Source organism: Acidisoma sibiricum (assembly GCF_057837225.1).
Window position 1 is genome coordinate 3,131,690 of the sequence record NZ_CM174445.1, and the last position, 12,967, is coordinate 3,144,656.

Annotated in this window: 18 protein-coding genes; 7 read left to right on the top strand and 11 right to left on the bottom strand. The window is 64.2% G+C overall.

Features of this window, described 5'->3' with window-relative positions; all coding sequences use genetic code 11:
- Window positions 1-515 precede the first annotated feature (515 nt).
- Genes AC3G7M_RS14910 through AC3G7M_RS14925 form a run of 4 tightly spaced genes read left to right on the top strand, consistent with a single transcriptional unit; the run spans window position 516 to window position 4,317 of the window.
- Entirely contained in the window at window positions 516-1,478 is a 963-nt protein-coding gene (locus AC3G7M_RS14910) for an ABC transporter ATP-binding protein (RefSeq protein WP_489216060.1), read from the top strand.
- Window positions 1,479-1,504: 26 nt separating this feature from the next.
- On the top strand, window positions 1,505-2,653 hold the full coding sequence (locus AC3G7M_RS14915) for an ABC transporter substrate-binding protein (protein ID WP_489212922.1): 1,149 nt from the start codon (window positions 1,505-1,507) through the stop codon (window positions 2,651-2,653).
- A 1-nt stretch (window position 2,654) separates the two neighbouring features.
- Window positions 2,655-3,533: an ABC transporter permease gene (locus tag AC3G7M_RS14920; protein WP_489212923.1), complete on the top strand. Its 879-nt coding sequence runs from the start codon at window positions 2,655-2,657 to the stop codon at window positions 3,531-3,533.
- Window positions 3,523-4,317, top strand: a complete 795-nt coding sequence (locus AC3G7M_RS14925; protein ID WP_489212924.1) for an ABC transporter permease — start codon at window positions 3,523-3,525, stop codon at window positions 4,315-4,317. Before AC3G7M_RS14920 ends, AC3G7M_RS14925 begins: the two co-directional genes overlap by 11 nt.
- 8 nt (window positions 4,318-4,325) lie before the next feature.
- Here the strand turns inward: AC3G7M_RS14925 and AC3G7M_RS14930 are convergent, their stop codons facing one another.
- Window positions 4,326-4,496, bottom strand: coding sequence for a hypothetical protein (locus tag AC3G7M_RS14930; protein ID WP_489212925.1), 171 nt, complete (start codon window positions 4,494-4,496; stop codon window positions 4,326-4,328).
- 138 nt (window positions 4,497-4,634) lie between these two features.
- Window positions 4,635-4,907, bottom strand: coding sequence for a hypothetical protein (locus AC3G7M_RS14935; RefSeq protein ID WP_489212926.1), 273 nt, complete (start codon window positions 4,905-4,907; stop codon window positions 4,635-4,637).
- A gap of 199 nt (window positions 4,908-5,106) precedes the next feature.
- Between AC3G7M_RS14935 and AC3G7M_RS14940 the strand changes: the two genes are divergently transcribed.
- Both AC3G7M_RS14940 and AC3G7M_RS14945 read left to right on the top strand, forming a co-directional pair.
- Window positions 5,107-5,331 carry a hypothetical protein gene (locus AC3G7M_RS14940; RefSeq protein WP_489212927.1) on the top strand — a complete coding sequence of 75 codons (225 nt, stop codon included), beginning with the start codon at window positions 5,107-5,109 and terminating at the stop codon, window positions 5,329-5,331.
- A gap of 116 nt (window positions 5,332-5,447) precedes the next feature.
- Complete coding sequence (locus tag AC3G7M_RS14945; RefSeq protein WP_489212928.1) at window positions 5,448-5,738, top strand: hypothetical protein; 291 nt, start codon at window positions 5,448-5,450, stop codon at window positions 5,736-5,738.
- A 91-nt stretch (window positions 5,739-5,829) separates the two neighbouring features.
- On the opposite strand, the gene AC3G7M_RS14950 is transcribed toward AC3G7M_RS14945, so the two are convergent.
- The gene (locus AC3G7M_RS14950) at window positions 5,830-6,615 is read right to left on the bottom strand and encodes an SDR family NAD(P)-dependent oxidoreductase (RefSeq protein ID WP_489212929.1); all 786 of its coding nucleotides are present in this window, start codon (window positions 6,613-6,615) and stop codon (window positions 5,830-5,832) included.
- Window positions 6,616-6,731: 116 nt separating this feature from the next.
- On the opposite strand from AC3G7M_RS14950, the gene uxuA reads away from it, so the two are divergent.
- On the top strand, window positions 6,732-7,892 hold the full coding sequence (gene uxuA / locus AC3G7M_RS14955) for a mannonate dehydratase (protein ID WP_489212930.1): 1,161 nt from the start codon (window positions 6,732-6,734) through the stop codon (window positions 7,890-7,892).
- Between the two features lie 34 nt (window positions 7,893-7,926).
- Here the strand turns inward: uxuA and AC3G7M_RS14960 are convergent, their stop codons facing one another.
- The 8 genes from AC3G7M_RS14960 to AC3G7M_RS14995 form a co-directional block, all read right to left on the bottom strand.
- On the bottom strand, window positions 7,927-8,475 hold the full coding sequence (locus AC3G7M_RS14960; protein ID WP_489212931.1) for a hypothetical protein: 549 nt from the start codon (window positions 8,473-8,475) through the stop codon (window positions 7,927-7,929).
- A 120-nt stretch (window positions 8,476-8,595) separates the two neighbouring features.
- Window positions 8,596-9,243, bottom strand: coding sequence for an FMN-binding negative transcriptional regulator (locus AC3G7M_RS14965; RefSeq protein ID WP_489212932.1), 648 nt, complete (start codon window positions 9,241-9,243; stop codon window positions 8,596-8,598).
- Window positions 9,244-9,256: 13 nt separating this feature from the next.
- Window positions 9,257-9,637, bottom strand: coding sequence for a DUF779 domain-containing protein (locus tag AC3G7M_RS14970; protein WP_489212933.1), 381 nt, complete (start codon window positions 9,635-9,637; stop codon window positions 9,257-9,259).
- Between the two features lie 92 nt (window positions 9,638-9,729).
- The gene (locus AC3G7M_RS14975; RefSeq protein WP_489212934.1) at window positions 9,730-10,044 is read right to left on the bottom strand and encodes a hypothetical protein; all 315 of its coding nucleotides are present in this window, start codon (window positions 10,042-10,044) and stop codon (window positions 9,730-9,732) included.
- The gene (gene msrP / locus AC3G7M_RS14980; RefSeq protein ID WP_489212935.1) at window positions 10,041-10,994 is read right to left on the bottom strand and encodes a protein-methionine-sulfoxide reductase catalytic subunit MsrP; all 954 of its coding nucleotides are present in this window, start codon (window positions 10,992-10,994) and stop codon (window positions 10,041-10,043) included. Before msrP ends, AC3G7M_RS14975 begins: the two co-directional genes overlap by 4 nt.
- Before the next feature lie 87 nt (window positions 10,995-11,081).
- The gene (locus AC3G7M_RS14985) at window positions 11,082-11,309 is read right to left on the bottom strand and encodes a hypothetical protein (protein WP_489212936.1); all 228 of its coding nucleotides are present in this window, start codon (window positions 11,307-11,309) and stop codon (window positions 11,082-11,084) included.
- 76 nt (window positions 11,310-11,385) lie between these two features.
- On the bottom strand, window positions 11,386-12,177 hold the full coding sequence (locus tag AC3G7M_RS14990; protein ID WP_489212937.1) for an MBL fold metallo-hydrolase: 792 nt from the start codon (window positions 12,175-12,177) through the stop codon (window positions 11,386-11,388).
- On the bottom strand, window positions 12,174-12,965 hold the full coding sequence (locus AC3G7M_RS14995) for a TatD family hydrolase (RefSeq protein ID WP_489212938.1): 792 nt from the start codon (window positions 12,963-12,965) through the stop codon (window positions 12,174-12,176). Before AC3G7M_RS14995 ends, AC3G7M_RS14990 begins: the two co-directional genes overlap by 4 nt.
- Window positions 12,966-12,967 lie beyond the last annotated feature (2 nt).

The window sequence follows — 12,967 nt, forward strand, 5'->3', positions numbered from 1 at the left end:
GCGCCGGGTTGGCACGTTTTTGCATGTGGCGTGCGTCACTTACCCTTCCCTCTCGGCCTATGTTGTAGGCCCTTGGGTAAGCGCCGCGACACCGGCCCCTCCCCGCCCGATAAATAAAGTCTGCCAGTCGTCCAACAGACGCCTTGATAGGTTAAGGTTACGACTAGCTTAGGCTCGGACGCATCAGGTCTGTCCTCAGCGAAGGTGCCGTGAGGCCTGTTCCGCTCAATCGAGACTTTCGCCTCGCCGCTGCATTGTGCCCCATGCTCCCAGGTTGCCCCGATAGCCCAAGCGCTCAACGCAAAAGTCCATTACCATATCTATGACAGAATCGCTCGTGAACCGCAATGTCTTGGGTCAGGCAGTGTGGCGCGTGAGGTCGACAGAGTGCGTATCCTCCCCCTGGACAAAATCCCCCCGCCCCCGCCAGGATGGGCCGGAGAAACAACCAGGCTGGGGGACAGGTGGCGACTATAGGCGAGGTGCCCATCATCCGCCTCAGCGGCGTGCGCAAGATGTTCGGCGGCACGGCCGCCATCGACTCCCTCGACCTCGCGATCCGGCCGGGCGAGTTCTTTACCTTTCTCGGCCCTTCCGGCTCCGGCAAAACCACCACGCTCCGCATCATCGCGGGGTTCGAGCTGCCTGACGCGGGCCACATCGAATTGGACGGGCAGGACCTGTCGCGCCTGCCGCCGCATAAGCGGGACGTGAACACGGTCTTTCAGGATTACGCGCTCTTCCCGCATCTCACCCTGCTCGAAAACGTCGCCTACGGCCTGCGTGCCAAGAAGGTGCCGCCGGCGGAGGCGCTGAAGCGCGCCGAACAGGCGCTCGCCGCCGTTCAGCTCGCGGATTTCGGCGCCCGCCGCCCCGGCCAGCTGTCGGGCGGGCAGCGCCAGCGCGTGGCGCTGGCGCGCGCCATCGTCAACCGCCCGCGCGTCCTGCTGCTGGACGAACCGCTCGGCGCGCTGGACCTCAAACTCCGCCACCAGATGCAGGTGGAGTTGAAAGCCCTGCAGCAGCAGACGGGCATCACCTTCATCTATGTGACGCATGACCAGGATGAGGCGCTGACCATGAGCGACCGCATCGCCGTCTTCAACCATGGCCGGGTCGAGCAGGTGGCGACCCCCTGGCTCCTCTATGAGCAGCCACGCACGGAATTCGTCGCGGGGTTCGTCGGCATCACCAATGTCATCACCCGGCAGGGGGCGCGCTTCGCCTTGCGGCCGGAAAAGATCCGTCTGCTGGAACCGGGTGCCGCGTCTGACGGGCTTGAAACGATTGCGGGACACATCGCCGCCGTCAGCTATCTTGGCATGTCCACCCGCTTCCTGCTCGATTGCGCGGATGGCACCCGTCTCACGGCGGTGGAACAAAATATCGCCCATGGCGCCCAGGCGCCGCGCCTGGCGCAGGGGGCGCCGGTGCTGGCCGTCTGGTCTGCCGAAGCGCCCTGGCCTTTAGCTGCCTGACCTTCACCTATCATAGGAGCCGGATCATGAAAGTCTCGATGACGTGCCTGACCAGAACGGCCGCGATGATCGTGAGCCTCGCTTTGCCCTTCGCCCAGGCGGCCGCCGCCGCCGAGCCGCTATCGGCCATCGGAAAGGGCGAAGGCGCGCTCAATATCGTCGCCTGGGAAGGCTATGCGCAGGATGACTGGGTCAAGCCGTTCGAGGCCAAGACGGGTTGCAAGGTCAACCGGAAATACGCGGGCTCGTCGGATGAGATGGTGGCGTTGATGCGCTCGGGCGGCGGCGGGCAGTATGACCTCGTCTCCGCCTCGGGCGATGCCACGCTCCGGCTGATCTACGGCCATAATGTGCAGCCCATCAATGTCGCACTCATCCCCGCCTGGCAGAATTTCATCCCAGCACTGCAGGGCCCGTCCTTCAATACCGTGAAGGGCGTGCATTACGGCGTCTCCTACGAATGGGGGCCGAATACGCTGCTCTACAACACGCAGAAGGTGACGCCGGCGCCGACCTCCTGGTCCGTCATCTATGACGCGGCGAACAAGGGCAAGATCACCGTGCCGGACAATCCGATTCAAATCGCGGATGCAGCACTTTACCTCTCCAAGACCGATCCCAGCCTCGGCATCACCGACCCGTACGAACTGACCCAGCCGCAGATGGATGCGGTGGTCAGTTTGCTCAAGAAACAGCGTCCGCTGATCCGCAAATACTGGGCACTCGCGTCCGATGAAATCGACCTCTTCCGCAATGGCGATGTCACGCTCGGCGCCGCCTGGCCCTATCAGACCAATACGCTGCAGGCCGCGAAAGTGCCGGTCGCCGATACGCTGCCGACAGAAGGCGTCACCGGCTGGGCCGATACCTGGATGATCTCCGCCAAGTCCCCGCACCCCAACTGCGCCTATGAATGGATCAACTACGTAACCACGCCTTATGTGCAGGCGCAGCAGGCGATCTATTTCGGAGAGACCCCGGCCAATACCCTCGCCTGTCCTGAGATGGACAAGCAGCAGGCCGGGTCCTGCAAGCAGTACCATGCCGATGCGCCGGCCAGCTATTTCGACCAGATCAAGTTCTGGAAGACGCCGCTGAAGGCCTGCGGCAATGGCCAAAGCAATTGCCTGGATTACGGCGCCTGGCAGCGTGCCTGGCAGGAAATCAAAGGCTGATATGGCAACGTCTGCCCACCTGTCCGGGCTGCTGTGGCGGCGCCCGGGCCTGCGCTTCGCGGCGCTGATCTCGCTGCCGGCGGTGTGGTTTCTGCTGTTCTATCTGGCAGCGCTGGCGGCGATGTTCATCTCCTCCTTCCATACCGTCGATGAGCTGTCGGGGGAGATTCAGCCCGGCTGGACGCTGGATAATTTCCGCCAGCTGATCGGCGACTGGACCTATGGCCGCATCGCGCTCCGCACCATCGGCATCGCCGCAGCCGTCACGGTGACAGACGGTCTGCTCGCCTGGCCCTTCGCCTATGTCATGGCGCGCTATGCCGGCCCCCGGCTGCGGCCGGCGCTGATGGCCCTTGTCATGCTGCCGCTCTGGTCCAGCTATCTGGCCCGCGTCTATGCTTGGCGGCTGATCCTGGCACATGACGGCGCGCTCAACTGGCTGCTGCATGGCTTAGGCCTGCCGCCAGCCGCCATCGGCTATTCCAACTGGGCGATGTGGATCGTCTTCACCTATCTCTGGCTGCCTTTCATGATCCTGCCGCTGTTCGCGGCGCTGGAGCGGATTCCGCAGTCGCTGCTGGAAGCCTCGTCCGATCTGGGGGCCGCGGGCTGGCGGACGTTTCGGCGTGTCATCGTGCCGCTGGCCATGCCGGGCCTGGTCGCGGGCTCGATCTTCACCTTTTCACTCACGCTGGGTGATTACATCACGCCGCTGCTGGTGGGCGGCCCAGGGTCGGATTTCATCGGCAATGTCGTCTATTCCAATGTCGGCGTCTCCAACAACATCCCCTTCGCGGCCGCCTTCGCGGTGCTGCCGCTGCTGGTTATGGCGGGTTATCTGATGATCGCCCGCAAGCTCGGGGCCTTCGATGCGCTTTGATCTCGCAAAGACCCTGCTCTGGGCCTCGGTCGTCGTCATCCTGCTGTTTCTGTTCGTGCCCGTCGCCATCATCATGGTCTATGCCTTCTCGGCGTCGAACATTCAGGGCTGGCCGATCCAAAGCTACAGCCTGCAATGGTTTGCCCGCACCTTTGCCGATACCGAGGTCAGGGCGGCGCTATGGCTGTCCATCGAAGTCGCGGTGGTGGCAACTTCCCTCGCCATGCTTATGGGCCTGCTGGCGGCACTCGCCGTCTACCGGCTGCGCGGGGCCGCGAGCGAGGCCATCGCCTTCGCGGTCGTGCTGCCCATCGCCCTGCCCGGCATTCTCACCGGCATGGCGCTGAACTCCTACTTCGTGCTGTGGGGGATTCCACTCTCCTTCACCACCATCGTCATCGGCCATGCGACCTTCTGCACGGTGATCGTCTATAACAATGTCATCGCGCGTCTGCGCCGCTTGCCGCCCTCCTGGGCCGAGGCCTCGGCCGATCTCGGTGCCGGCGCCTGGCGCACCTTCCGCCTCATCACCCTGCCCATGCTGTCCAGTGCGCTGGGCGCGGGGGCTTTGCTCGCTTTCGCGCTGTCTTTCGATGAGGTCATCGTCACCACCTTCACGGCGGGCGCACAGACGACGCTGCCGCTGTGGATTTTTGGCGCCATCCGCCTCGGCCAGCATCTGCCGGAGGTCAATGTCGTGGTCTGCGTCGTTATTCTGCTGACGATCGTGCCGGTGCTGCTGGCGCAGCGGCTGATGGGCCGCGCCGCCCTCCTGCACAAATAACGGTCGCGCTATTTGCCCGTGATGAAATGGACGAGATCGACCAGCCCGAACATCGAGAAGGGCGTCACGAACAAGGCGATCGCGATGAACAGCACAAAGCGGCTGAGCACCTTGTCGCTCGGCATTTCGGGGCCCGGCTGAGGGGGCCGCTCATGGAAATTCGTGCCATCAAATGGCATGGGCCCACCTTTCCAATTGGCTACCAATCGGCAGAGCAATTATAGCCCACAAACAGACCGCCACTGCAATCTTGTTGAGGCCTGGTCTGAGATTTCCCCGCAATCGTGAATGGCAACGGCCGACCGTCTGCTGGCGGCTCAGGGTGCCGGCATGGGCGCCGGCCCGGCGCCGCTACCCACCGCATTGCCCGCGCCGAGACCCGCCTGGGTCGCGCCGCCTTCCGGTCCCGCGCTCGGCCCGCTCTGCGTGCCGGCGCCGCTCTGCAGAGAACCGGCCATCGGGCTGGCGCTCCCGGTCGCAGCCTGGCCGGCAGGCTGCTGGGGGGATGGGGCCGCGCCCATCATGTCGCAGCCGGCGAGGCCAAGGGGCAGGCCGAGGGCAAGGGTCGCAAAAGACCAGGTTCGGTTCACGTCGCACACTCCGCATGTCCGTCGTCTCACCTGGGCTCCACGTCCCGCCGGTCCAGCCCCTTCGCCGAAATGTGCAAATCATCGCTGCGTGATGCGTGGCTCCAGCGGCAAACCGGCACTTGCCTGTCACCCGTGTCGCCCTCTTGCGTTTCCGCGCAGTTCTTGTTTTGTTCTTAACTCCTGGGCAGCGGAGAGCGAGATGGCATTTCAAGAACCGGTCGAGGCGACAGAACTGCGGCTGACCGTCATGGCAGCCCTGTCGGACGGCCAGCGGCGGACGATGCATCCGGCCGATATCCGTCGGCGGCTATGTGAGGCCGCGCGCATAAGCCAGGCGATTCAGGAGAGATTCGAGCTGTTCGCCCGGTCTGGCGGGCCACCGGAAGGCGCGACACCGGGCATTCTTCTTCCGGCAGAGTCATGAATGATATGCCGCGCGTTCCATTTTTCCTTCCGCCGCACTGCACCATATCGGGGTCAAGCGCCATTGCACATTTGTAAAGCAAGACGTCTAAATTTTAAGCTATGGAGTTTACTCTCATGAAATCCGGTCTTTTTCTCTCCGCGACCGCCAGCCTCATGCTTCTCGGCAGCAGCGCCGTTTTTGCGCAGCAGTATGCGGCCCCCAACGCCGTGACCTTGACCCCCGGTCAGGCCGCAGCTCCGGTCGCAGACCCCGCGCCTGTCGCGCCCCAGGCGCATGTCGGCGTCGTCTTCCTCAAGCCCGGTGAGACGGTGAACACCGCCGGCACGCAGGATCTGGCCGCCACCCCGGCGCATCACGAACAGGCTGGCTCCTTCCAGCTGCTGCAGCCGGGTCAGGCCGGCTAATCGCCGCCACGCGCTGTTCAAGCTGACAAAGGCGGAGGTCCGAAAGGGCCTCCGCCTTTGTCTTGCGCCGATTGGATCATGGCTACGGCGCTCAGCGGACTCCGATACCGGCAGTCAGCCCACCGTCGATCTTGAAATCGGCCCCGGTCACGAAGCCTGCCTTGTCCGAGACCAGGAAGGCGATGAGATCGGCGACCTCCGCCGGCTCGCCGATGCGGCCCAGCGGATGGGCTGCGCCGAAACGGGCGAAAGCGCCTTCGATATCGGCATCCGGCCCGTCGAAAGTCTGGGCGGCGAGGGTGAGAATGGGCGTGCGGATTGAGCCTGGGCTGATCGAGACGACGCGGATCTGATCGGCAGCAAAATCCAGCGCCATCGCCCGCGTCATCGCATGGATCGCGCCCTTGGAGGCGACATAGGCCATGACGCCTGCCTGACAGGCGAAGCCCTGCACGCTGGACAGGTTCACGATCACCCCGCCGCCGCGCTTCCGTATCTCCGGCACGCCAAATTTGGCCGTCAGGTGAATGGACCCGACATTGACCGCCATGCAGCGCATGAAGGTTTCGTGGTCCGTCTCTACCGCGTCGCCATAGGGATGTATCGCCGCCGCATTGACGATGACGTCCAGCCCGCCAAAGGTCGCGACCGTTTCGGCAATGGCAGCTTCGACGGCGCCGGGGTCAGAAACATCCGCGTGTTGCACCAAGACGGTCAGGCCTTCCTCGACCGCCAGCATGCTCAGCCCCTCATTGCCGTCCCGGTCGATGCCGAGCGCCGCCACCGCATAACCGGCGCGCGCCAGCGTCAGCGCGGCGGCGCGGCCGATGCCCGTCGTGCCCGTTACCAATGCCACCCGTGCCGGTGCCTCGTTCATCTCTCTATCCTCCCCCGGATCTCATGCTCTTCTCGCCGAGCCCCCCGCGCGGGGCAATGGTTGACGGAGGCGGGCGAAGGGCGGAGCTTCCGCTCCAAATACCGCTGGGAGGCTATATGGAACAGACATGGCGTTGGTTCGGGCCGAAGGACCCCGTGCCGCTGCCCCATGTGCGGCAGGCTGGCGCCACCGGCGTCGTTACCGCGCTCCATCACATCTATGACGGGCGGGCCTGGACGGCGGAGGACATCGCCGAGCGTAAGGCGGCCATTGAGGCCGCGGGCTTGCGCTGGAGCGTCTGCGAATCCATCCCCGTCCATACATCCATCAAGACGAGGCAAGGCCCCTGGCGCCAGTATATCGATGCCTGGAAGGACAGTCTCGCGGCCCTCGGTAGGGCCGGCGTGCCCGTCGTCTGCTACAATTTCATGCCTGTGGTGGATTGGACGCGCACGGACCTGCTCCACCCCATGCCTTCCACCGGGCTCGCGCTACGCTTCGATATTCTGGAATTCATTGCCTATGACGTCTTCGTGCTGAAACGCGCGGGCGCCGAGGGCGACTATACGCCCGCTTTGCTCGATCGCGCCCGCGGCGTCATCGCCCGCAAGACCGAGGCTGAGATCGCGACGCTGGAAACCACCATCATCGCGGGCCTGCCGGGCGGCGAGGACAGCTACACGCGGGAGACGATCGCCCGCCGCATCGCCGAATTCGATGGGCTGACGCCGGCCGATATGCGCGCCCATCTGACGGAATTCCTGAAAGAGGTCGTGCCCGTCGCCGAGGAATTCGGGGTCTCGCTCGGCATCCATCCCGATGACCCGCCCTTTTCGCTGTTCGGCCTGCCGCGCATCATCTCAACCCAAGACGACGCGGCCGCGATCCTGAGCGCCGTGGACAGGCCCGCCAATGGACTGACCTTCTGCGCGGGCTCCTACGGGTCCCGGCCTGACAATGATGTCCTGGCAATGGCCGAGCGTTTTGCGAGCCGGATCAATTTCGTCCATCTCCGCAACGTTGCCAAAGACGTTGACGGGTCCTTTACGGAATCGGATCACCTCACAGGCGATGTCGATATGGTGAAACTGATCGGCATCATTCTGAGCGAAGAGAAACGGCGTGGGGTGCAGATCCCCATGCGCCCCGATCACGGCCATCTGCTCGGCTTCGACGGTGAGCGGCGCAGCAACCCCGGCTATTCCTATATCGGCCGGCTCAAGGGCCTCGCCGAACTCCGCGGCATCATCACGACGCTGGAGAGCTTGGCAGCCTGACAAAGGAGTCGATCGAAAAGACGAGGGTGCCGGGCTACAAGCCCGTCTCCCGAGGCTTTACTGGCACCCGCTCTGCGATGTCGTCCTGCTCCAGCGGCGCTGTCATTAGCATCTGGGCAAAAGAACGAATGTGGTTCCGCGGGCTCATCAGAAACTCTTCTGCGGATTTCAGACTTCCCTGGAATTCTAACCCCGTATCAAAAAAAGGCAGATCATAGCAGGCGCACTGATCCTTGAGCCTTTGGCTGACCTGCACACCTTCACGCGCATGCTTTCTGATCATTTCAACTGGCTTCGAACTCAGCCAGTCATTTGGCCCTCCAGCATGCTGGATGATCTGCGTGGCCTTCTCGTCAGCGGTTAGCGACGGATAGCCGAGAAAGCAAATTTGAACATCCACGGCATCTTTGAATTCAGCCACCTGGGTCGGCGAGAGGCAGACACCCTCCAAGGTATAGGGGCGCCCGTCGTCCAGCAGGTTGGCGATCATCGCCCGCACGATCGGCCAAAGCCGGACGGCCTCGTCCAGATCATCGGCATTTGGATTCACTCCAAGCTCGGGAGCGCCGCGCGCAAGCCCCATTCGCAACACGTCGAGTGAAAACCAGGAAATTCCGGCGTGTGCCGCAAGTCGAGATGCAAGAGTCGACTTCCCGCTGCGGCTCGCCCCACCGATAAAATACAGAATGGCTGACTCCTTAACTTAGTCCTCCGTCATTGCCGCCGCGACAAGCTCGGCGACTGCGTCGGCGGCCGGGGCGCCTTCAGCCCGCAGCCCCTCGATCACACCAGCGCGGTCGGCCTCGCTGCGGTTCTGGCTCATCTTCCACTTGCCGGTGATCTCGGTGATCTCCAGCCGCAGGCCGACGATGGCGCGCAGCTGACTGGCGATGAAGTCGGCGGGCGCGTCAGCCACCGCCCAGGGCGCATCGCGCCCGTTCTCATGCAGTTCCGTCAGCCGCCGGACGATCTCCAACAACTCTTGCGGCTCTTCCACAAAGGAAATCCGGCCGCGCACCTGGATGGTGACATAGTTCCAGGTCGGGACAACCTTGCCGGTCTGGCGCTTCGTCTCATACCAGCCGGGGGAGATATAGGCGTCCGGCCCGGAGAAGATGGCCAGCGCCTCCACCGACCGGTCAGCGGTTTTCCATTGCGGATTGGCCCGCGCCACATGGCCGAGCAGAGCGCCCTGCTCGCCATCGGCGAGGTCCAGCAGCAGCGGCAGCGGGGTGGCTTCCAGACCCGTCTCGCCGAAGGTGACCAGCTGCGCCATGGGAAAGTCGCGGATCGCGCCATGCAGGACATCGGTGCGGTCTTCGCGGAAATGGCGCGGCGTATAGAGCGGCAAGGGGGGCCTCCGGTCAGACCGGCGAAAGCGCCGTCACCTCATCATCCGTGAAAACCCGTGACCGCGTCAAAAACCGCACGCCGCGACCGTTTTCGAGCGAGAACATGCCGCCCTTGCCGGGCACGACGTCAATAATGATCTGGGTATGCTTCCAATAGTCGAACTGAGACCGGCTCATGTAAAACGGCGCGCCGCCGATTTCACCCAGCTGGACGTCGCTATCTCCGGTCATGAAGTCGCCCCTCGGGTAGCACATGGGGGAAGACCCGTCGCAGCAGCCACCCGATTGGTGGAACAGAAGATCGCCGTTCTCCGACGTCAGCTCGGCGATGAGCTGGAGTGCCTCGGGCGTCGCGGTCACCCTCTCGATCGTGTTCTGGATGGAGTCCGGCATGCGAGCCTCCTGCTCTCTGGCTGCTTGGTGCAGCTCTATGGTTTAGCTGCGCCAGCGGCGCGGGGGTTTAGCTGCGCCAGCGGCGCGGGGGTTTAGCTGCGCCAGCGGCGCGGGCGCGTACGGCTGCCCTTAGGGCCGGACAGGCTGATCGCGCCGCCGAAAAACACCAGCCCCACGGCCGTCGGCAGCAGCCAGGCCGGACGCTGCAGCAGGGGCCAGGCGACATCCGTCCAGGCCCAGGACGGCAGCTGGGCGGCGGCAAATTTCTGCAGCGCCGGCACGAAGCCGGCATCGGCCATGTCGATCAGGGTCTTCAGAAGGGTATCGGGCGGCCAGATGCTGGCGATGGCAAAGGCCATCACCAGGAAGGTGGCAGCAAGGACAGACAGGATGCGCGCGAGGATCACATAAACAGCTTACGCGTCTGCGGCATCCCAGCATAGAGAGAAGCGACCCACTCACCGTAGCCATTGTAGATTTGCGTATCGACCACCTGGTCGGTGCCGATCAGCCGCTCCTGCGACTGGCTCCAGCGCGGATGCGGAAAGGCCGGATTCACATTCGCCCAGAAGCCATATTCGTCCGGCGCCAGCTGCGCCCAGAACGTATTCGGCTGCTTGTCCGTGAACGTGATCTTGACGATCGACTTGCCGGATTTGAAACCGTATTTCCAGGGCGTGACCAGCCGGATCGGGCCGCCGTTCTGCGGCGGCATCGGCTTGCCATACAGGCCGGTGCCGATGAAGGCGAGGTCGTTATTCGCCTCTGCGATGGTCAGCCCCTCCAGATAGGGCCAGGGCATGAAGCCACCCAGACCGGGCATGACCTTGGGATCGGCGTCACTGGTAAAGGTCACGTAGGTGGCGCTCGCCGTCGGCTTGGCCAATGCGATCAGCTTGGACAGCGGAAAGCCGCTCCAGGGCACGGTCATGGCCCAGGCCTCGACGCAGCGATGGCGATAGACCCGCTCCTCGATCGTGACCTGCTTCAGCAGGTCGTCGATGGCAATGGTGAAGGGCTTCTCCACCATGCCGTCGAAGGCAATGGACCAGGGGCGCTGCGGGAATGCCTTCGCCATCTCCCACAGGTCTTTGTCGGTCGAGAATTCGTAGAAATTATTATAGGTCTCGGCGACCTTTTCGGCCGTCAGGGCGCGGCCGGGCTTGAAGCGCATGGCGGCAGCGGGAAGAGCGGCCGCATCATCGGCACGGGCCGAAGACAGGCCAAGGCCACCGGCCGCGACCGCACCGCCGATCAGGGCCACGGATTTCATGGCCTTGCGCCGCCCGAAGAAGACATCCTCCGGCGTGATCTCCCGTCCGGGTGCTTCCCATCCTTGCCGCCGTTTGATCAGCATCGGGCCATGACCTCCACATTCCTGTTCATCACTCTACGTCGGGAGGATGGCCATGGTTTCATCCCCCGCATCTGGCCGCGCCCGAGGTCAGTGGATGAAACGGCCGAGCAGGCTGATCAGGCCGGCGATGATGCCCGCCCCCAGCGACGCCGCGATCACGACCGGCGCCAGGCTGCGCTCGCGCTCAAACTTCGCCGCTTCCGCGATCAGCTTGCGCTGCTCGGCCTGAAATTTTTCACTCTCAGCCAAAGCCCGATCGATCCGACCGATCTGCGCCCTGAGATCAAGATTGTGTTCAGCTGCGGCGTCGGACACGGTGTTCCCCTCCGAAGACCGGCATTATGGGCCAGCCTCCGGGCATCTTCAACATATCCGGCAAGAGGCCGCAGCCTCACTCAGGAATGGTAATCTCCATCCCGTCATAGGCGGGCTCGAAGCCGCGCGGCAGGTTGCGCATCATCCAGCCCCAATCCATGTCATTGCCCATATGGGTCAGGATCGTGCGGCGGGCGCCAAGCTTTGCCGCCCATTCGACCACCAGCGCGAGCCAGGCATGGGTGCGGTGCGGTTCCCGCTGGAAACAATCGACCAGCCAGGTCTCGACCCCGGCCAGCGTTTCCCAGGCCGCGTCATCCAGATCGACGACATCGGTGCAATAGGCGAAGCGGCCCAGACGCACGCCCAGGGTGGCGCCGAAACCATGATCCTGCTCGAAGATCGACAGATCCATGCCCGCCAGGGTGATGCGCTCGCCGGGGCGCACGGGCTCGGCCTCCAGCACCGGGCGGATGAAGCCGGGCGGGCGCCAGGGCAGAAAGGCATAGTCGAACCGGCGCTCCAGCTCGGACAGGGTATGCGCATCCGCCCGCACCGGCATCGGCCGGTCGATGATGCGGTTGAGGATGCGCACGTCATCCAGGCCGAGAATATGGTCGGCATGGGAATGCGTGTAGAGCACGGCGTCGATCGACGGGATGCCGTGGTCGATCAGCTGCCGGCGCATATCGGGCGAGGTATCGACCAGGATGCGGCGGCTGTCATTGCCCTGCAGGACGATCGATGAGCGGGTGCGCCGGTTGCGCTTCTCGGCCGGATCGCACACGCCCCAGTCACCGCGTCCATCCGCCCCGCCGATCATCGGCACGCCCGCCGAACCGCCGCAGCCCAGAACGATGGCCTTCATGCCGCGCCCATCTGCAGGACCGTCTTCGGATAGAGCCGGCGAAAGTTGACCTCTGTCAACTGGGTCAGCTCTTCTGTCGTAATTTCCCGCACTTCCGCGAGCCTGGCGGCCGTATGGGCGACATGCGCGGGCTCGTTGCGCTTGCCCCGGAAGGGCACCGGCGCGAGATACGGACTGTCTGTTTCCACCAGCAGCCGGTCCGCCGGCACATCGGCCGCGATCGCACGCAGCGCGTCCGATTTGGGAAAGGTCAGGATACCGGAGAAGCTGAGATAGCCGCCCATGTCGATCGCAGCCTCTGCCAGGCCGCGGCCGGAGGAGAAGCAATGGAGCAGGAAGTCGAAGGGACCGCCCGCCTCCCGCTCTTCGCGCAGGATGGATGCGATATCGGCATCGGCGTCGCGGGCATGGATGGCGAGAGGCACACCGGCCGCCCGGGCCGCGCGGATATGGGCGCGGAAACCCGCCTTCTGCACCTCCGGCGGCGCGGTGTCATAGAAATAGTCGAGCCCGCTCTCTCCGATGCCGATCACCTTGGGATGCTGCGTCATCGCAACCAGCGTCTCGACCGCCGGCACCGGCTCCTCATGCGCATGCTGCGGATGGATGCCGATGGAGCACCAGATGCCGGGCCGATCCTCGACGGTCGCGATGATACGGCGGGACTGTTCCAGGCTGGTGCCGATGGAGACCATCTCCCCCACCCCGGCCGCGCGGGCGCGGCCGATCACCGCGTCCAGCTCCTCGTCCTTGAAGTAATCGAGATGGCAATGGCTATCGATGAGCACGC